The 17,672-nt window shown below is 70.3% G+C and carries 18 protein-coding genes; 12 read left to right on the forward strand and 6 right to left on the reverse strand.

Going from position 1 to position 17,672, the window contains the following annotated elements; translation table 11 throughout:
* Positions 1–472: 472 nt before the first annotated feature.
* On the forward strand, positions 473–3,649 hold the full coding sequence (locus ABTZ54_RS12525) for a DNRLRE domain-containing protein (protein WP_351660887.1): 3,177 nt from the start codon (positions 473–475) through the stop codon (positions 3,647–3,649).
* Here the strand turns inward: ABTZ54_RS12525 and ABTZ54_RS12530 are convergent.
* Positions 3,633–4,136, reverse strand: a complete 504-nt coding sequence (locus ABTZ54_RS12530) for an ATP-binding protein (RefSeq protein ID WP_351660890.1) — start codon at positions 4,134–4,136, stop codon at positions 3,633–3,635. The genes ABTZ54_RS12525 and ABTZ54_RS12530 overlap by 17 nt on opposite strands.
* A 128-nt stretch (positions 4,137–4,264) precedes the next feature.
* Here ABTZ54_RS12530 and ABTZ54_RS12535 point away from each other — a divergent pair, with 128 nt between their 5' ends.
* The 8 genes from ABTZ54_RS12535 (at position 4,265) to ABTZ54_RS12570 (ending at position 9,886) form a co-directional block, all read left to right on the forward strand.
* Positions 4,265–5,089 carry a helix-turn-helix domain-containing protein gene (locus ABTZ54_RS12535; RefSeq protein ID WP_351660893.1) on the forward strand — a complete coding sequence of 275 codons (825 nt, stop codon included), beginning with the start codon at positions 4,265–4,267 and terminating at the stop codon, positions 5,087–5,089.
* On the forward strand, positions 5,086–5,331 hold the full coding sequence (locus ABTZ54_RS12540) for a DUF397 domain-containing protein (RefSeq protein WP_351660896.1): 246 nt from the start codon (positions 5,086–5,088) through the stop codon (positions 5,329–5,331). The genes ABTZ54_RS12535 and ABTZ54_RS12540 overlap by 4 nt, the downstream gene beginning before the upstream one ends.
* Complete coding sequence (locus tag ABTZ54_RS12545; RefSeq protein WP_351660898.1) at positions 5,331–6,101, forward strand: SDR family NAD(P)-dependent oxidoreductase; 771 nt, start codon at positions 5,331–5,333, stop codon at positions 6,099–6,101. The genes ABTZ54_RS12540 and ABTZ54_RS12545 overlap by 1 nt, the downstream gene beginning before the upstream one ends.
* Before the next feature lie 92 nt (positions 6,102–6,193).
* Complete coding sequence (locus ABTZ54_RS12550; RefSeq protein WP_351660901.1) at positions 6,194–6,589, forward strand: WXG100 family type VII secretion target; 396 nt, start codon at positions 6,194–6,196, stop codon at positions 6,587–6,589.
* Positions 6,590–6,639: 50 nt separating this feature from the next.
* The gene (locus ABTZ54_RS12555) at positions 6,640–6,939 is read left to right on the forward strand and encodes a WXG100 family type VII secretion target (RefSeq protein ID WP_351660904.1); all 300 of its coding nucleotides are present in this window, start codon (positions 6,640–6,642) and stop codon (positions 6,937–6,939) included.
* Positions 6,939–8,558 (forward strand): hypothetical protein, encoded by a 1,620-nt coding sequence (locus ABTZ54_RS12560; protein ID WP_351660906.1) that lies wholly within the window; start codon positions 6,939–6,941, stop codon positions 8,556–8,558. Before ABTZ54_RS12555 ends, ABTZ54_RS12560 begins: the two co-directional genes overlap by 1 nt.
* Positions 8,559–8,928: 370 nt before the next feature.
* A complete protein-coding gene (locus ABTZ54_RS12565) occupies positions 8,929–9,237 on the forward strand; it encodes an RNase A-like domain-containing protein (protein WP_351660908.1) in 309 nt (102 codons plus the stop codon).
* 13 nt (positions 9,238–9,250) lie between these two features.
* A complete protein-coding gene (locus ABTZ54_RS12570; protein ID WP_351660911.1) occupies positions 9,251–9,886 on the forward strand; it encodes a contact-dependent growth inhibition system immunity protein in 636 nt (211 codons plus the stop codon).
* A gap of 68 nt (positions 9,887–9,954) precedes the next feature.
* On the opposite strand, the gene katG is transcribed toward ABTZ54_RS12570, so the two are convergent.
* Complete coding sequence (gene katG / locus ABTZ54_RS12575; RefSeq protein WP_351660914.1) at positions 9,955–12,147, reverse strand: catalase/peroxidase HPI; 2,193 nt, start codon at positions 12,145–12,147, stop codon at positions 9,955–9,957.
* Between the two features lie 173 nt (positions 12,148–12,320).
* On the opposite strand from katG, the gene ABTZ54_RS12580 reads away from it, so the two are divergent.
* Positions 12,321–12,746 (forward strand): Fur family transcriptional regulator, encoded by a 426-nt coding sequence (locus ABTZ54_RS12580; RefSeq protein ID WP_351660917.1) that lies wholly within the window; start codon positions 12,321–12,323, stop codon positions 12,744–12,746.
* A gap of 37 nt (positions 12,747–12,783) precedes the next feature.
* Here ABTZ54_RS12580 and msrB read toward each other — a convergent pair whose 3' ends face one another.
* From msrB to ABTZ54_RS12600, 4 genes are all read right to left on the reverse strand, one after another.
* Positions 12,784–13,191: a peptide-methionine (R)-S-oxide reductase MsrB gene (gene msrB / locus ABTZ54_RS12585; RefSeq protein WP_351660920.1), complete on the reverse strand. Its 408-nt coding sequence runs from the start codon at positions 13,189–13,191 to the stop codon at positions 12,784–12,786.
* A 16-nt stretch (positions 13,192–13,207) separates the two neighbouring features.
* Positions 13,208–14,608 carry a UDP-N-acetylmuramate--L-alanine ligase gene (gene murC, locus ABTZ54_RS12590; protein ID WP_351660923.1) on the reverse strand — a complete coding sequence of 467 codons (1,401 nt, stop codon included), beginning with the start codon at positions 14,606–14,608 and terminating at the stop codon, positions 13,208–13,210.
* 89 nt (positions 14,609–14,697) lie between these two features.
* The gene (locus ABTZ54_RS12595) at positions 14,698–15,168 is read right to left on the reverse strand and encodes an indole-3-glycerol phosphate synthase (protein WP_351660926.1); all 471 of its coding nucleotides are present in this window, start codon (positions 15,166–15,168) and stop codon (positions 14,698–14,700) included.
* A gap of 106 nt (positions 15,169–15,274) precedes the next feature.
* Complete coding sequence (locus ABTZ54_RS12600; RefSeq protein ID WP_351660929.1) at positions 15,275–16,045, reverse strand: pyrimidine reductase family protein; 771 nt, start codon at positions 16,043–16,045, stop codon at positions 15,275–15,277.
* A 36-nt stretch (positions 16,046–16,081) separates the two neighbouring features.
* On the opposite strand from ABTZ54_RS12600, the gene zapE reads away from it, so the two are divergent.
* Together zapE and ABTZ54_RS12610 are read left to right on the forward strand one after the other, a co-directional pair.
* Positions 16,082–17,167 (forward strand): cell division protein ZapE, encoded by a 1,086-nt coding sequence (gene zapE, locus ABTZ54_RS12605; RefSeq protein ID WP_351660932.1) that lies wholly within the window; start codon positions 16,082–16,084, stop codon positions 17,165–17,167.
* A gap of 33 nt (positions 17,168–17,200) precedes the next feature.
* On the forward strand, positions 17,201–17,626 hold the full coding sequence (locus ABTZ54_RS12610) for an OsmC family protein (protein ID WP_351660935.1): 426 nt from the start codon (positions 17,201–17,203) through the stop codon (positions 17,624–17,626).
* Positions 17,627–17,672 lie beyond the last annotated feature (46 nt).

The following is a 17,672-nucleotide window of genomic DNA, read 5'->3' on the forward strand; positions in this document are numbered from 1 at the left end:
CACGACTGGGCGTCCCCGCCCCAGCCATGACAGCGGACCTGAAGCACGCATGCGCGTCGACTCCCACCCTGGCAAACAGACAAATGCACACGCCTCGATCAGGCGCGTGCGTGCGTACTGTCCGTCAGGTTCGGCGGGCGGAGCAAGATCACATCTTTTCGGTTGCACACGCGTGAAGTGATGTAGGCCACACGGCAGTCCGCCATAGATGATCACCAGTGGCGATCTTTGCGATCATTAACTCAATTCGGTGCATCAAGGGCTCTTGTGCCACACGAATCCCCCCAAGGCGGACCTCGGTGACGAACGGTCAAGGACTCCACCGTTCCGCGTAACGGTCTTATAAAATTCTCATCTATGGACGCTCCGTGGCGGCTGTGTGATCGTGTGTTCGCTTTCTGCCCCGCGGCCTGCCGTCTGGGGCTGTTTGTGCTGTCTTCCATTCGTCTGGTTCACACGGGAGTAGACCGCCGTGACCGCGCCGCCCTATCTCAGCCCCTTCGTGCGCACGCGCACGCGGCTGTCTCTGACCATCGGCCTCGTTCTGGCCGCCCTCACCGCTGCCCTCTTGCCCTGGTGGCAGCCCGATTCCGCGCCCGTCACGGCCGGTGGCAAGCCCACCGACGTCAAGCGGGTATCCACCGGCCCCAAGGACGAGACCGCCGCGAGGGCCGAGGCCGTTCGCAGTGGCAAGAAGGTCCTCGTCGACACCGCCACCACCGCGAACTCCCTGACCTGGGCCCTGCCCAACGGCCAGATGCGTTCGCAGACGCACGCCCTTCCGCAGCGCGCGAAGAACGCCGCCGGGAAGTGGGCACCCGTCGACAACAAGCTCACGCGCGCCGCCAAGGCACCGCGCGGGCTCGGCGTCACGCCGGTCAACGCCGTCTACCCCGTCCGCTTCTCCAGCGGCAACGGCAGCGCCGGGGCCGACCGGGCGGACCGTTCCTTCGTCCGCGCCGAGACCCCCGGGCAGTCGACTCTGGCCGAGGTCGAGTTCGGCGGCCACACCATCGCCTACACCTGGCCCGGCACCCTGCCCGAGCCGGTGCTCGACGGTCCGCGCGCCCTCTACTCCGAGGTCCTGCCCGGCGTCGACCTGCTGCTCGTCGCGCGTGAGGAGGGCGGCTTCGCCCAGGTCCTCATCGTCAAGACGCCCGAGGCCGCCCGCCAGGAGGCCCTCAAGTCCGTCTCGTACGGGCTGCGTTCCGCGACCGCGACCTTCCGCCACGACACCAAGGCCAACCGCGTCCTGGTCCTCGACAAGGCGGGCAAGGAGGTCGGCTCCATCCCGACCCCCTTCGCCTGGGACTCCTCCGGCCGCGACCCCGAGCTGCCCGACGGCACCGTCGCCCGCACCGCCACGGACACCCCGTCCAACGTGCTCAAGCTGTCCGGCCTCACCGGCATCGAGCCCGGCGCCAAGTCCGCCCAGCTCCCCGTCGAGCTGGAGGGTGACAAGACCGGGACCGCGCGCCTGGCCCTGGATGTCGCCGGTTCGGGTCTGCTGACCCGCGAGGGCGTCAAGTACCCGCTCTTCGTGGACCCGACGATGAACGCCGGCTGGCAGTCCTGGACCACGGCCTACCGGCCGTACCCCAACTCCAGCTTCTACAACGGCACCAACTTCTCCTCCGGCACCTCCGACGCCCGCGTGGGCTACGAGTCGGACACCGGCGGTCTGGGCCGTTCGTTCTGGCGCATGGACTTCGACTCGAAGATGAAGGGCGCCACCGTCACCTCGGCGTCCTTCAAGGTCCAGAACAACCACTCCTGGTCCTGCACGGCCCGTGAGTACAAGTTCTACCTGACCGGTGGCATCTCCACGGGCACCACGTGGAACGCGCAGCCGTCCTGGACCACGCACCTCCAGTCGAAGTCCTTCGCCCACGGCTATTCCTCGACCTCCTGCCCGGACGAGTTCGAGGCCTTCAGCAACTCCGCCGTCGTCGCGGCAGCGCAGCAGGCCGCCACCGGCGGCTGGTCGAACATCACCTTCGGCATGCGGGCCACCAGCGAGTCCGACACGCAGACCTGGCGCAAGTTCCGCGCGACGTCGGCGACCTTCGAGGTGGACTTCAACACCCCGCCGAAGGAGCCGACCAGCGGCACCTCCTCCCCCGGTGGCGCCTGCGTCGTCGGCCCCGGCGCCGGAGTCACCGTCGGCAAGACGAACATCGTCCTCAAGGCCTACTCCTCCGACAACGACGGCAACCTCACGGGTCTCCGCTTCAAGTTCTGGAAGGCCGGAGCCGCCGTCCCGGCGGGCACCCTGGTGACCCCGACCGGCGGCTGGGCCTCCACGACGATCGCCGCCACCTCCCTTGAGGACAAGGCGACCTACTACTGGGCCGTCCGGGCCGAGGACGCAGCCGGCGCCGCCTCCTCGTACTTCCCGGCCAACACCACCGAGAACTGCGCGCTCACCGTGGACGGTTCGGCCCCGCCGCCGCCCACGGTCGACGAGGACACCACCCCGTTCAAGCGCGCCACCTCCGACGGCGCGACCTGGGCGAGCGTCAAGTTCGGCGGCACCGGCGACCTGACCGTCACCTCCCCCGGCGCGGCCAAGTTCCGCTTCGGCTGGGAGGGCATGTCCTACACGGACTACACGGCGACCAACGGCTCGTACACCTTCACCGGTCTCAAGCCGCCGCACGCCGGCCCGAACTGGATCCACCTCTTCGCGCTCGACTCGTTCGGCAACGTCAGTGCCCGCACGGACTACGCCACCTACATCCCGCCGCGCGACAGCGCCGACGGCCCGGGTGACGTGGGCGGCGACGGCATCGCCGACCTGATGATCATCGACGCCAACGGCAACCTCTTCTCCTACCCCGGATCCCCGGACGGAGAGCTGTACGCGGGCCTGACCGGCTCCTACACCATGGGCACCGACGGCAAGCCGGTCCTGGCTCCGAAGGCCCCGTGGTGGAACGGCACCAAGCCCGCGCTCATCAGCCACTACCAGGACGTCTACCCCGGCGACGGCTCGACCGACCTGTTCGCGGTCGACCCCGACGGCACGTTCTACCTCTACCCGGGCGACGGCTACGGCTCCTTCAACGTCGACGACCGCCTCAAGATCCGTCTCCCCTCGAACGCCCCGGCGCCGAAGGACTGGACGGAGATGAAGGCGATCGGCGACATCACGGGTGACAAGCTGACCGACGTCGCCGTCACCACGGGCACGCAGTTCTGGATCCTCTCCGGCTACACCGGAGCGACCTTCCAGACCGCGACGCTGATGGAGGGCACCGCCTGGGGCCCCCGTGACATCGTCAACATCGCCGACATCGACCTGGACAACACGCCCGACCTGCTCTGGCGCAGCCTCGACTCCGGCACGATCTACATCCGTCACGGCAAGCCCGGCACCGTCGCGGGCAGCGTCGACATCAACTCGCTGAAGACCGCCGCCGCCTCCCGCCAGGGTGTCGACACGTCCTACGGCACCAACTGGACGACGGCCAACATCACCGCGGTCATCGGCATCCCCGACGTCAACGGCGACAAGATCCCCGACCTGTGGGTCCGCTACGGCGCCGACGGCACGATGAAGGTCTACCACCCCAGCACCACCAACACCGGAGCGGCCGTCAAGACGGTCCTCTCGGTGAACTGGGCGGGCATCAAGTCCTTCGGATGATCCCCGAAAGCTGATCCCCACTAGGAACACCCCCTGAGCCCCCGGCGCCCTCGCGGCGCCGGGGGCTCAGCTCCACCTCCGCCCGCACCGTCTTGCCGACGGGCACCCGCGCCAGGATCTCCCACCGCGTGGCGAGCGCGTCGACGATACGGAGGCCCCGCCCCGCGTCCGTGAGCCGCGGGTGACGTTCCGTACGCGTGTCCGAGACATCAATGCGGAGGTACGGGTCGGGCGTCGCCGAGGTGTACGAGACCACCACCTCGAAGTCCCGCCCGGGCACCCGCCCGTGGGTCACCGCGTTCGCGGCGAGCTCGGCCACGATCTGCGCGGTCGCGTCCGACGCGGCGCTCCCGTGCGGGATCCCCCACCGGTCGAGCTGATGGAGAACAAGCCGCCGGGCCAGCCGGGCGCCGCGCGGAGTGGAGCTGAAACGCTGGGTGAACACACGTACGGTAACCGGCTCTTCGCGTGTCTGCGGTGAGGTCATGGGGCCAATGTGGCGCCGAAAAGGGCGGGTTGCCAGGTCAGAAACTCGTACGCTAAGTAAGCGTACGGGTTCAGAGGGTGGACAGTACTCGTCACCGCCCGTGAGCATTCCGCTTGGAGGTGTGCGCAATGACGGACGGCAATGCGGAACCGGAGACCTCGGACAGCCTGAAGGCCTTCGGGGAGGTGGTCAAGGCGTTCCGCAAAAGGGCGGGACTCACTCAGGAGCAGTTCGCACCCCGCGTGCGGTACTCGGTGGAGACGATCGCGTCCATCGAACAGGGACGCCGACTTCCCTCGGTGACCTTCGTCGAACGGGCCGAAGTGGTCCTGGACGCGTTCGGGGTGATCAGGGCAGCGGCGAAACATCTGACCCGGGAACCGGGGCTGGCGAGGTGGTTCATCCAGTGGGCCAAGCTGGAGAAGACGGCACTGTGCCTGTACACGTACGAGAACCGCCTGGTGCCGGGCTTGTTGCAGACGGAGGCGTATCAGCGGACGCTGTTCGCGGGGCAGCTCCCGCCCATGGGGGACGCGGAGGTCGAGGAGAACATCGTCGCTCGTGTGAAGCGGCAGAAGCTGCTCACCCAGCGGGTCAACACCGCCTACAGTTTCATCATCGAAGAGCACGTACTGCGGAAGCAGACCGGCGGGCCGGAGACGCACCGGGAGCAGATCGAGCACCTGCTGCTCATGTCGGAGCGGCGGAACATCGAGATCCAGATCATGCCGCAGGACCGCGAGCACCACGCCGGTCTCGATGGGCCGATGCAGTTGCTGGAGACCCCAGACAACCAGTGGCGCGCCTACTGCGAAGGCCAGGAGAGCGGGCTACTGATCTCCGACGCCAAAGTCGTCGGCATCCTCAAGATGCGGTATGCCAGTATGCGGTCACAGGCTCTCACCCTCGAAGACTCCCGGAGCCTGTTGCGGCAGATGCGAGGAGCTACATGAGCACCACAGACCTGGCCTGGTTCAAGAGTAGTTACAGCAGCGGCGGAAGCGGCGACTGCGTCGAAGTGGCTCTCTCCTGGCACAAGTCCACGTACAGCAGCAGCGGCGACGGAGACTGCGTCGAGGTCGCCACCTGCCCCACCACCATCCACGTCCGCGACTCCAAGCGTCCCCACGACGCCCAGCTCACCCTGGCTCCCGCCTCCTGGCGGGAGTTCGTGGACGGCTGCGGGCGCATCTGATGGCGTACCTGGACGACCTGTTCTCCCTCGCCGGCCGCACCGCCCTCGTCACGGGCGGCAGCTCCGGCATCGGCAAGGCCATAGCGCGGGCCCTCGCGAGGGCGGGCGCGTCGGTGGTGATCGTCGCGCGCCGGGAGGCGGAGCTGAAGGCGGCGGTCGAGGAGCTGGAGCAGGCGGGCGGCACGGCCGCCTGGGTGACCGGGGACCTGAGCACCCGGGACGGCGTGAAGGCCGCCGCCGAGGAGGCGGCCGGGGTGTTCGGGGAGCCGGACATCCTGGTGAACTCGGCCGGGATCAACCTGCGTCCGCCGCTCTCGGAGCTGTCGGAGGAGGTCTGGGACTCGACCATGGCCGTGAACCTGGAGGCGCCGTTCCTGCTGGGGCAGCGCTTCGGGCCGGGGATGGCCGAGCGCGGGTTCGGGCGGATCATCCACGTGACCTCCCAGCAGGCGCACCGCGCGTTCGTGCAGTCGGGGGCGTACGGGGTGTCGAAGGGCGGCCTGGAGTCGCTGGCGCGGTCGCAGGCGGAGGCGTGGTCCCCGTACGGCGTCACGTGCAACACGCTGGTGCCGGGGTTCGTGATGACGCCGCTGAACGAGCGGCTGTCGGCCGACCCGGTCAGGGTCGCGGACCTGGCGGCCCGGACGATGGTCGGGCGCAACGGGCTCGCCGAGGACTTCGAGGGGGCGGCCGTCTTCCTGGCGAGCCGGGCCTCCGCGTACGTCACGGGGCAGGCGGTGTACGTCGACGGCGGGCTGTCCGTCCACTGACCGCACGCCTCGTCCCACCCATGGCCCCCGCTTTCCCGAACGCCTGTCGTAGCCCGTTGCTAAGGTTGCGCCAGCGACGGAAGGCGGGGGCCATGACCATCGACGCGCATCTGAAGACCTCGGAAGAGGATCTGACGAAGCTGGCGGACGATCTCGACGCGATGCAGCGTCATATCGACGGCCAGGTACGGCGGATGGACGGCATCGTCGACCGGATCGAGGCGGGCTGGAAGGGCGGGACCGGGAAGGCGTACCGGTCGCTGCACAAGGCCGCGTCCGAGGACGCCGTGCGCATACGCGAGATCCTGGTCGTGCTTGAGCAGGCCGTGCGGTCGAGCCGCGACGGCTTCACCGAGCAGGAGATGGAGAATCTGCGGCGCCTGCGGAAGATGGAGAGCTCCGTGGACGTGGCGGCGGAGGCGGCGAAGCTCCAGGCGCCCGACGTTCCGGCGCCCGCCGGGCCGCACAGCGGCATCCTCGACATCTGACGGCCGCATCGGCCGCGTCGGCCGCACCATGACGGAGCACGGGGGTTCTCTTGTCCGATGACCACATAGGCGTCGACTTCGGCACGCTGGGCGATCTCGCCACGGAGCTCGAAGACATCCTCAAGCAGCTCAACAGCAAGCTGGAGACGCTCTACCAGCGCACGGAGAAGGTCGTGCTCGCCTGGGACGGCGAGGCCCGCGACGCGTTCGTGGACGAACTCGACCAGTGGGACCGGCAGATGCAGGACCTCCAGGCCGCGCAGAAGTGGCTGCACGAGGTCGTGACCAACGGGCAGGCGAACTACGGCGCCGCCCACCGCGCCGTGCTGCGCGGCTGGGGGGCGGCCTGATGGCGACCCCCACCACGCCGACCACCCCGGGCGCCGGATTCGACGTCACGCCCGCCCAGTTGAGCGGGGTGGCGGGCAGTGTCGCCCTCCACCAGGGCAGCCTGGACAAGGCGGCCAAGGACTTCCTGCACGCCGTCAGCCAGTACATGGACTGCGGGGGCTACGGGTCGGCGGCGGAGGCCGTCTCCGCCTCGTACGTGAAGGTCGGCAACCTGTTCCTCGACACCTGGGCCAAGGCCGTCGCGGGCATCGGCGGCGTCGCCACCGGCTTCGTCGTCACGGCCAACAACTACGCGCGGGCCGAGGCCGCGAGCCATCCCTCGGGCACCGCCCAGCCGCAGCAGTTCCCGCTCCCCCAGGTCATCGACTCGCCGCCCCAGTACCCCCGGATCACGGATCTGAAGTGGGGTGACATGGACGACTACTCGGGCAACTTCATCTCCTGGCTGCTCGAAGGCGTCCCCGACTGGGCGATGGACATCGTCCGGAAGCTGCTGCACCACGTCTTCCGCTGGGGCAAGGCCGCGGACATCCTGCCGCTGCCCGACTACCAGGAGATCGACAAGCTGGCGCTCGCGTGGCTCCAGCCCGGTTTCGGCGTCACCCAGGTGGAGGGGATGCTGAACCAGGCCGTCGGCTCGATCTCCGACCCGAACAACGGCGAATGGCAGGCCGCCATGCGCACGTTCACCAGCTCCCTGTGGGGCACCACGGCCTGGGGCACGTCGACCGTCGGATACGAGTGGAAGCACGACAGCGGCGGCGCCGGCACCTCGATCGCCACCAGCGCGAGCCACCCGGTGATGAGCGTCCTGTGGGACACCACCCAGGAGGTCAGCCAGGCGCTGCGGGAGTTCGCCGTGGCCGCGGCCAAGATGCGGCACGAGCTGTGGAGCATCTGGAAGAAGGCCGTCAAGGACGCCCTGCCGAACATCAAGGACGGCATCGACATGGGCGACCTCAAGAAGCTGGGCAAGAGCATCCTGTCCATGGGCCGCGACCTCGGCATCAGCATCACGCTGGAGATCGACCAGGCCGCGATGAGCCGGGCCGTGACGACGTACGAGAACGAGTGCCGGGCGGTGGTGGCACGCCTGGACAAGCTGGTGGACCCCCTCCAGGAGGCGTCCAGGGCCGTCCCCACCTACCAGTCCGAGCAGGCCAGGGCGCAGGCCTTCGGGGCGCGCTCGCTCAACGAGTTCAAGCACGAGCACAAGTTCATGGTGCCCGGGCAGAACGAGGACGACTTCTACTACCCGATCGACCTGGCGAGCCAGGAGGGGCTGTACGACAGCCACCCGATTACAAGCAGGATCTCGATCCGCCGTTCATCGTGCTCACCGCCATGCCGCACAAGGGACCGTGAGAGAGGTGTGTGCCATGTTCTCGGACGGGCCGGTGGTCCGGCTCCTCGATCTCGCCGTGTCGGTACGGGACTCGGCGGGCCGCCTCTCCCTCGACACCGAGCTCGGGCGCTATGTACGGCTGGTGCGCGGCGACACCGTCGCCCAGTGGAACTGCTCGGCGTACGCGGCGGCGGGCGCGCTCGACGTGGCGGCCGACGGTCTCGGCGGGGCGCCCGCCGCGTTCCGGGAGAAGGCGGCGCGGGCGGCCGGTGACACCGATCCGGCGGAATTCCTCCGTACCCTCGCGAAATCACTCCGCGAACAGGACCGGGCCGGGGCGCCGGAATTCAAGGATCTCCCGCTCGAAGGCTGGGAATTCCTCCACACCTTCCCCCTTCTCTTCGGTCTCGACGCGATCCTGATGGACGAGCCGGGCCCGGTCGGCGAGACCGTGCGGACGCTCCTCGGCAACGAGCACCCGTTCTGCACCGAGCTCGCGGCCGGGTACGCGGGCGAGGCCCAGAAGGCCCGCGTCCTGTTCCCCGGCGCGGAGGGGCTGCGCCCCCGCCTGTCCTGGGCGACGCGCGACGCGCTCCTCTCGATCACGGCCACCGTCGACGACCACATGCTGCGGGAGCACTGAATGACCGCGCGCCGAAACCGCGCCGCGAGCTATCCGGACCGGGAGACCGCCCAGTGGGCCACCCAGCAGGTGGTGTCCCGCAACGAGCAGGTGATCCACCGCTGGCTCGCCCAGTCCACCCGGCGGCGGCTCGCCATCGAGGCCGCCTGGCCCTCGCGCCCCGAGCCGGTCGGGCGGGTGCTGACCGACCCGATGGCGCTCGCCGGGCGGGACTCCGTCGAGGTCAGGGCCGCCCGGGTGGTGCTGCGCCGCAGCGAGACCAGCCCGCTCGGCTTCACCGTGCACTCCACCGTCCCGATCGACCTGTAGGGAGGCCCGGCCGATGCCCCTCAAGCCCCTCGAACACGACCGGAAGTACGGCGAGCTGGACCAGGTCGTCCGCGCCCACCTCGGGCGCCGCGCCGACGACCCGGAGGCCCTGGAGGCGTACCTGCGGCACTGCTGGCGCACCCGCCCCTGGGTGATCGGTGTCGCGGAGCACCAGCTGCGCGAGTACGCCCAGAATCCGCCGGGGCGGCTGCGGCTGCGGCTCGGCGAGTACTACCCGGTGCCTGACGTGGGCCTGCCCGACGACGAGGTCCAGGACTGGCTGCGCGGCCTCGCCGACCGGCTGCGCGCCAGCGTCGAGACGGGCCAGGCCCCGCCGCCGGCCACCCCGCGCACCCACTGGGAGTGGCACGCCCGCTTCCCGGAGCTGGCCCAGCTCCTGGGCGGCTGGTTCGGCCAGGACATGCCGGAGGAGTTCGACGACCACGACACGGCCCTCGCCGACTACCGCGAGACCACGGACCCGGGCCTGGTCGCCCAGCTCGTCGGCGAACTCCGCGACCTGCTGTCCCTTCCCCTGGACGAGTCCGACTACGCCCTGGCCCTCACCGAACTGGGCCTGGAGGTCGACCCGCCCGAGCCCCTGAGCCCGGGCGCCTGGGTGGCGGAACTGGCGGACCGGCTGCGCTGAGCGAAACGGCCCTGCCTCCGCCCGAAGGTTCCTTCGGGCGGAGGCAGGGCCGTTGGTGTCCCGTGGGATCAGCGCAGGTCGAACCGGTCCAGGTCCATGACCTTGGCCCAGGCCGCGACGAAGTCCGTCACGAACTTCTGCCCGGCGTCGTCGGAGGCGTACACCTCGGCGACGGCGCGCAGTTCGGCGTTGGCGCCGAAGACCAGGTCGGCACGGGTGCCGGTCCACTTGACCGCGCCGGAGGCGTCACGGGCCTCGAACGTGGTCTGGTCGTCGGAGGTGGACTGCCACTCGGTGTCCAGGTCGAGCAGGTTGACGAAGAAGTCGTTCGTCAGCTTGCCCGGGGTCTCGGTGAGGACACCGAGGGAGGACTGCGGCTGGGTGACACCCAGGACGCGCAGGCCGCCGACGAGGACCGTCATCTCCGGGGCGGACAGGGTGAGCAGGTTCGCCTTGTCGACGAGGAGGTACTCGGCGGGCAGGCGCTGGCCCTTGCCGAGGTAGTTGCGGAAGCCGTCCGCGCTGGGCTCCAGGGCGGCGAAGGACTCGACGTCCGTCTGCTCCTGCGCGGCGTCGACGCGACCCGCGGAGAACGGGACCTGGACGTCGAAGCCGGCGTCCTTGGCGGCCTTCTCGACGGCCGCGCCGCCCGCGAGGACGAGGAGGTCGGCGATGGAGACCTGCGCGCCACCGGCCGCGTTGAAGGAGGACTGGATGCCCTCCAGGACGCGCAGCACCTGGGCCAGCTCGTCCGGGTTGTTGGCCTGCCAGCCGCGCTGCGGCTCCAGACGGATGCGGCCGCCGTTGGCGCCACCGCGCTTGTCGCTGCCCCGGAAGGAGGCGGCGGAGGCCCAGGCGGCGGAGACCAGCTGGGTGACCGTCAGGTCGGAGCCGAGGATCTTCTCCTTGAGGGAGGCGGCGTCGGCGGCGCCGATCGTGTCGCCCTGGCGGGCCGGCAGCGGGTCCTGCCAGAGCAGCTCCTCGCTCGGGACCTCCGCGCCGAGGTAGCGCGCGACGGGGCCCATGTCGCGGTGGGTGAGCTTGTACCAGGCGCGGGCGAAGACGTCCGCGAACTCCGCCGGGTTCTCGTAGAAGCGGCGCGAGATCGGCTCGTAGATCGGGTCCAGCTTGAGCGACAGGTCGGTGGTGAGCATCGTCGGCAGGTGCTTCTTCGACGCGTCGAAGGCGTCGGGGATGACCGCCTCGGCGTTCTTCGCGACCCACTGGTGCGCGCCGGCCGGGCTCTTGGTGAGCTCGTACTCGTACTCGAAGAGGTTCTTGAAGAAGCCGTTGCCCCACTGGGTGGGCGTCTCGGTCCAGGTGACCTCCAGGCCGGACGTGATGGCGTCCTTGCCGGAGCCGGTGCCGTAGGAGCTCTTCCAGCCGAGGCCGAGCTGCTCGATCGGCGCGGCCTCCGGGTCGGCGCCCACGTGGTCGGCGGGGCCGGCGCCGTGGGTCTTGCCGAAGGTGTGGCCACCGGCGATGAGGGCGACGGTCTCCTCGTCGTTCATCGCCATGCGCGCGAAGGTCTCGCGGATGTCGCGGGCGGCCGCGATCGGGTCCGGGTTGCCGTTGGGGCCCTCGGGGTTGACGTAGATGAGGCCCATCTGGACGGCGGCGAGCGGATTCTCCAGCTCGCGGTCGCCGGAGTAGCGCTCGTCACCGAGCCACTCCGTCTCGGGGCCCCAGTAGACGTCCTCGTCCGGCTCCCACTCGTCGACCCGGCCGCCGCCGAAGCCGAAGGTCTCGAAGCCCATGGTCTCCAGGGCGACGTTGCCGGTGAGGATCATCAGGTCGGCCCACGAAATGGCCTTGCCGTACTTCTTCTTGACCGGCCAGAGCAGGCGGCGGGCCTTGTCCAGGCTCGCGTTGTCCGGCCAGCTGTTCAGCGGGGCGAAGCGCTGCTGGCCGCCACCGGCGCCACCGCGGCCGTCGCTGACACGGTAGGTGCCGGCGCTGTGCCAGGCCATCCGGATCATCAGCGGGCCGTAGTTGCCGAAGTCGGCGGGCCACCAGTCCTTCGAGGTGGTGAGCACCTCGGCGATGTCCTGCTTGACGGCCGGGAGGTCGAGCGCGTTGAACGCCTCCGCGTAGTCGAAGTCCCCTCCGAGCGGGTTCGCCACGGCGGGGTTCTTCGCAAGGATCTTCAGGTTGAGCCGGTCCGGCCACCACTGGCGGTTGCCGCCGCCCTGCGTGGGGTGCGCGGCACGGCCGTGGGCGACCGGGCAGCCGCCCGTGCCTTCCTGCTTCTGCTCAGACATCGGTCTTTCCTTCCGAACCATTCGGATCACGGAGCTCGGGAACTGCTGAGGCGTCGGTGTGACCGGCGCACACCCTCTTGGCTACTACTGGAGTCGATCCTATGGTGGACACAGTCCAAGTCAATACGACAGCCGGACTCATACGGATTACTCACATGGCAAGGCTGGTGACCATGAGCGATCTGCTGGATCGGCTTCGCCGACGCGGCTGGCGGATGACCGCCCAGCGCCGCGTGGTCGCCGAGGTCCTCGACGGCGAGCACATCCACCTGACCGCGGACGAGGTACTCGCCCGTGCCACGGCGAGACTGCCCGAGATCTCACGCGCGACGGTGTACAACACGCTGGGCGAGCTCGTCTCCCTCGGCGAGATCCTGGAGGTCTCCAGCGTCGGCCGCGCCAAGCGCTACGACCCGAACGCCCACGAGGCCCACCAGCACCTGGTCTGCTCGGGCTGCGGCACGGTCCGCGACGTCCGCCCGGAGGGCGACCCCCTGACGGGCCTGGCGGCCACCGAGCGCTTCGGCTTCACGGTGACGGCGGTGGAGGTGACGTACCGGGGGCTGTGCCCGGAGTGCGCGGAGGCCGACCGGGCATGAAAAAAGGCCCCCCGAAGGGGGCCTCTTCCGGTGCCGCTCAGCTCTCCGTCGGCTCCAGCCGCAGCGAGATCGAGTTGATGCAGTAGCGCTGGTCGGTCGGGGTCGGGTAGCCCTCGCCCTCGAAGACGTGGCCCAGGTGGGAGCCGCAGCGGGCGCAGCGGACCTCGGTGCGGGTCATGCCGTGGGAGGTGTCGGCGATCAGCTCGACCGCGGCGGTGTCCTTCGGGTCGTAGAAGGACGGCCAGCCGCAGTGCGACTCGAACTTCTCGGTGGACGTGAAGAGCTCGGCGCCGCAGGCCCGGCAGGAGTAGACGCCGGTGGTCTTCGTGTCCGTGTACTCACCGCGGAAGGCGGGCTCGGTGCCGGCCTGCCGGAGCACCTGGTACTCCGCCGGAGACAGCTCGGCCTGCCATTCCGCGTCCGTCTTCTCGACCTCGTACGCCATGAGCTCGCTCCCTCTGCTACTTCGCCGACTCGTCCAGGCGGGCCAGGATCCGCGGGCCCAGGTCGGTCACGTCGCCCGCGCCCATGGTGAGAACCAGGTCGCCGGGCTTGGCCATTCCCGCCACCACGTCCGGCACGGTGTCCTTGTCGTGGACGGGCGTGACGTCGGCTCCGGCGGCGCGGGCCGCGTCGATGATCAGCTCGCTGGTGATGCCGGGGATCGGGTCCTCGCGGGCCGGGTAGATGTCCAGGACCACGGAGCCGTCGGCGAGCGCCAGGGCCTCGCCCATCTCCCGGCCCAGCTCCTGGGTGCGGGAGAAGAGGTGCGGCTGGAAGACGACCAGGAGGCGGGAGGCCCCGGCGGCGCCGCGCATGGCCTCCAGGTCGGCGGTCATCTCGGTGGGGTGGTGCGCGTACGAGTCGATGACCTGGACGCCGGCGGCCTCGCCCTTCAGCTGGAGGCGGCGGCCGACGCCGGTGTACGCGGTGAGGGCCTGGGCCAGCTCCGCCGCGTCGACGCCGACGCGGGAGCCCGCGACCAGGGCGGCGGCGGCGTTGTGGGCGTAGTGGCGGCCGGGCACGGAGACCGTGAAGGTGTGCTCGGCGCCGTCGAGGGCGACGGTCACCTCGCTCTTCATCCCGTTGGGGACGATCTTGAGGATGCGGGCGTCGGAGTCCTCGGACTCGCCCACGGTGACGACCGTCAGCCCCTCGCGCCCGGCGACCCGGCGGGCCAGCTCGCGGGCGCCGGAGTGCTCGCCGACGACCAGGGTGCCGCCGGGGCGGATCTTGGCGGCGAAGGCCTCGAAGGACTCGTAGATCTCGTCCATGGAGGCGTAGTTCGCGTGGTGGTCGAGCTCGACGTTGAGGACGATCGCGACCTGCGGGTCGTACTTCTGGAAGCTGCGGTCGCTTTCATCCGCCTCCGCCACGAAGATGTCGCCGTCGCCGTGCAGGGCGTTGGTGCCGGGGCCCGCGAGGTCGCCGCCGATGGCGTACGAGGGGTCGAGGCCGAGCTCGGTGAGCGCGACGGCCAGCATGGAGGTGGTGGTCGTCTTGCCGTGCGTACCGGCGACGGCCACGGCGCTCAGGCCGTCCATCAGGGAGGCGAGCGCGTCGGAGCGGTGCACGACCGGGATGCCGAGCTCGGCGGCGCGGGCCAGCTCGGGGTTGTCGGCGCGGATGGCGCTGGAGACGACGACGGCGGAGGCGTCGTCGGCGAGGTGCTCGGCGGCGTGGCCGATGTGCACGGTGGCGCCCAGGGCACGCAGGGACTCGGCGGTCGCGGACTCCTTGGCGTCGCTGCCGGCCACCTTGGCGCCGCGCTGGGCGAGGATCTTCGCGATGCCCGACATTCCGGCACCGCCGATGCCGATGAAGTGCGGCCGTTCCATGGCGGCAGGGATGGCGGGTGCCATGCGGATCTCTCCCCGGGGTGCGTCTGTCTGGAAGTCTCCAGCCTAGTGCGTCGGGGCGGGCGTCCCGGGACGCCCGCCCCGAGGCGCGGCTAGTCGCTGTGCGAGAAGAGCTTCAGGACGGGCACGCCGACCTTGTGGCGGGCCCGGGAGGCCCAGTCGCGGTGGAAGAACTCCTCCACGTAGTGCGGGGCGGTGAGCACGATCACCTCGTCGGCGTTGACCTCGTCGACGACGCTCTTCATCAAGTCCAGGGGGTGGTCCTCGACCACCTGTCCGACCGCTTCGCAGCCGGCCGCTCTCAGCGCCTGGAGGGAGTGCTCCAGGGCCTGCTCGGCCGGCTTGCGGGCCTCCTTGCCCTCCGGTTCGTCGCCCTCCCGGGCCGCCTCCTTCAGCTCGCCCATGGCCACGTCGTCGATGGCGCGCAGCAGTACATCGGCCTGGTCACCGCGCGGCTGCATCAGGACGACGAAGGAGACACCCTCGTCGCCGTGCAGCGTGGTGACGAAGTCCACGTCGACGGCCGTCAGGGGCTTCTCGATCATCAGAACGCTTGTGAACACCTCAGGAGCCCTTCTGCGGAAACCATCCTTCCCCGTGCCCGCACGGGGACTGCGTGAGTAAGTGTGCCCAGCCGACGCTAAGCGGAACGACAAATTCCGCCGATTGTCAGATCCGACGGTAGCGGGTGAAGAGGAACCCGTCCTGCTCCAGCAGCGACGCCACGGCGAAGCGTCGCGGAACGTCCACGGAGGGACCTCCGGCGATCCGCTGCGCGCTCCCCGCCGTCATCGTCGGCGAGACGCTCAGGCACAGCTCGTCGAGCACCCCCGCCGCCACGAACTGGCCGAGCAGCCGGGGCCCGCCCTCGGTCAGCTGGCGCCGCAGCCCGCGCTCCGCGAGCAGCGCCACCGCCCGCTCCGGCTCGATCCCGCGCCCCGCGCCCGCGACCAGCACCTCCGCCCCGGCCGCGCGGGCCTGGGCCACCTTGTCGGCGGGCGCCTCGGCGCCGGTCAGGACCAGGGTCGGCACCAGCGGGGCGGTGAAGAGCGGCAGCGAGAAGTCGAGCTCCAGGGAGGCGGTCACGACCGCGATCACCGGCGCCGGACCCTGCCCCGCCGCCGCCCGGCGGGCCGCGAACGCCTCCCGCGCCCGGGCGGGCCGGTAGCCCTCCTGCCGTACGGTCTCGGCGCCGACGACGATGACGTCGGCCAGGCCCCGCAGGGTCCCGAAGATCCGCATGTCGGCGTCGGAGGAGAGCGGCTGGGAGCGTCCGTCGTGCTGGCCGGCCCCGTCGAGCGAGGAGACCATGTTGGCCCGGAGCCAGGGACCGGAGGCCGCCTCCGCGGGGTACGCGTAGGCGTCGGCGAGCTCGTCGAGGGACCACTCCCTGTCCGAGGCCGTGGCTGTCATGTCCGTCACAGGGAACAGGCGTCGCATCCTCGCAGTCTGACATGGCGCTTACAGTGGGGAACTGTGTCGACCCGTGCCATAACCGAAGCGGCTTCCACCGAAGCGGCCCCGCTCTCGCTCTGCTCCCGAGAGCCCCACGTCCCCGCCGACCGGCTCGTCGCGGAGATGGTGCCGCCGCCCCGGTTCGACTCGGTGCGCTTCGACACCTACATACCGGACCCCAACCAGCCCAGCCAGATCGACGCGGTCAAGGTCCTCTCCTCCTTCGCCGAGGGACTCGGCGGCGCCCACGCCTCCGGCGTCGGCAAGCGCCGCTGGTTCGCGAAGAAGCCGGCCGCCCCGGCCGGCCCGCGCGGGGTCTACCTCGACGGCGGCTACGGCGTCGGCAAGACCCATCTGCTCGCCTCCCTGTGGCACGCCACCCCGGCCGAGCCCTCGCTCAAGGCCTTCGGCACCTTCGTGGAGCTGACCAACCTGGTGGGCGCCCTCGGCTTCCAGCAGACCGTGCAGACCCTCAGCGGACACCGGCTGCTGTGCATCGACGAGTTCGAGCTGGACGACCCGGGCGACACCGTCCTCGTCTCCTCGCTCCTTCGCAAGCTGGTCGAGGCGGGCGTGGCGCTCGCCGCCACCTCGAACACCCTGCCCGGCAAGCTGGGCGAGGGCCGCTTCGCCGCCGCCGACTTCCTGCGCGAGATCCAGGGCCTGTCGGCGCACTTCCAGCCGCTGCGGATCGACGGCGAGGACTACCGCCACCGCGGACTGCCCGAGGCGCCCGCGCCGTACGCCGACGAGGTCGTCGCGAAGACCGCGTACGCCACTCCGGGCGCCTCCCTCGACGACTTCCCGCACCTCCTCGACCACCTGGCCAAGGTGCACCCGAGCCGGTACGGCGCGCTGACCGACGACCTCGCGGCCGTCTGCCTCACCGACGTCCAGCCGGTCCCCGACCAGTCGACCGCGCTGCGGCTCGTGGTCCTCGCCGACCGGCTCTACGACCGCGAGATACCGGTCCTCGCCTCCGGGCTGCCCTTCGACCGCCTGTTCAGCGACGAGATGCTGAACGGCGGATACCGCAAGAAGTACTTCCGGGCGATCTCGCGGCTCACCGCCCTCGCCCGGGACGCCAAGGGGCTGGTCGCGCAGTAGCTTGGGGCCCTACCCGACCGAAAGGGATCCACCATGGCCACCGTGCGTCACGCCCACACCGTCTGGGAGGGCGACCTCCTCAAGGGCAAGGGCGTCGTCACCCTCGACTCGTCCGGTCTCGGCTCCTACGAGGTCTCCTGGCCGGCCCGGTCCGAGGAGCCGAACGGCAAGACCAGCCCCGAGGAGCTCATCGCGGCGGCGCACTCCGCCTGCTTCTCCATGGCCTTCTCCAACGGCCTGGCCAAGGCGGGCAACGCGCCGACGCGCCTGGACACCAAGGCGGACGTCACCTTCCAGCCGGGCGAGGGCATCACCGGCATCCACCTGACCGTGCGCGGCGAGGTGCCCGGTCTGGACGCCGACCAGTTCCAGGCGCTCGCCGAGGACGCCAAGAAGAACTGCCCGGTGAGCCAGGCGCTGACGGGCACGACGATCACGCTCACGGCCGAGCTGCTCTGACCACACGTTCCACACGTTTCACATAGGGCAATGTGGGCCCGCACGG

It is taken from the genome of Streptomyces sp. NPDC094032, assembly GCF_040303965.1.
Classification (GTDB): domain Bacteria; phylum Actinomycetota; class Actinomycetes; order Streptomycetales; family Streptomycetaceae; genus Streptomyces.

Excerpts from the sequence above, each read along its gene's own strand:
- ABTZ54_RS12530 (WP_351660890.1), bottom strand. The coding sequence starts at position 4,136 with ATGACCTCACCGCAGACACGCGAAGAGCCGGTTACCGTACGTGTGTTC.
- ABTZ54_RS12535 (WP_351660893.1), top strand. The coding sequence starts at position 4,265 with ATGACGGACGGCAATGCGGAACCGGAGACCTCGGACAGCCTGAAGGCC.
- ABTZ54_RS12540 (WP_351660896.1), top strand. The coding sequence starts at position 5,086 with ATGAGCACCACAGACCTGGCCTGGTTCAAGAGTAGTTACAGCAGCGGC.
- ABTZ54_RS12545 (WP_351660898.1), top strand. The coding sequence starts at position 5,331 with ATGGCGTACCTGGACGACCTGTTCTCCCTCGCCGGCCGCACCGCCCTC.
- ABTZ54_RS12550 (WP_351660901.1), top strand. The coding sequence starts at position 6,194 with ATGACCATCGACGCGCATCTGAAGACCTCGGAAGAGGATCTGACGAAG.
- ABTZ54_RS12560 (WP_351660906.1), top strand. The coding sequence starts at position 6,939 with ATGGCGACCCCCACCACGCCGACCACCCCGGGCGCCGGATTCGACGTC.
- ABTZ54_RS12565 (WP_351660908.1), top strand. The coding sequence starts at position 8,929 with ATGACCGCGCGCCGAAACCGCGCCGCGAGCTATCCGGACCGGGAGACC.
- ABTZ54_RS12570 (WP_351660911.1), top strand. The coding sequence starts at position 9,251 with ATGCCCCTCAAGCCCCTCGAACACGACCGGAAGTACGGCGAGCTGGAC.
- katG (WP_351660914.1), bottom strand. The coding sequence starts at position 12,147 with ATGTCTGAGCAGAAGCAGGAAGGCACGGGCGGCTGCCCGGTCGCCCAC.
- ABTZ54_RS12580 (WP_351660917.1), top strand. The coding sequence starts at position 12,321 with ATGAGCGATCTGCTGGATCGGCTTCGCCGACGCGGCTGGCGGATGACC.
- msrB (WP_351660920.1), bottom strand. The coding sequence starts at position 13,191 with ATGGCGTACGAGGTCGAGAAGACGGACGCGGAATGGCAGGCCGAGCTG.
- murC (WP_351660923.1), bottom strand. The coding sequence starts at position 14,608 with ATGGCACCCGCCATCCCTGCCGCCATGGAACGGCCGCACTTCATCGGC.
- ABTZ54_RS12600 (WP_351660929.1), bottom strand. The coding sequence starts at position 16,045 with ATGCGACGCCTGTTCCCTGTGACGGACATGACAGCCACGGCCTCGGAC.
- ABTZ54_RS12610 (WP_351660935.1), top strand. The coding sequence starts at position 17,201 with ATGGCCACCGTGCGTCACGCCCACACCGTCTGGGAGGGCGACCTCCTC.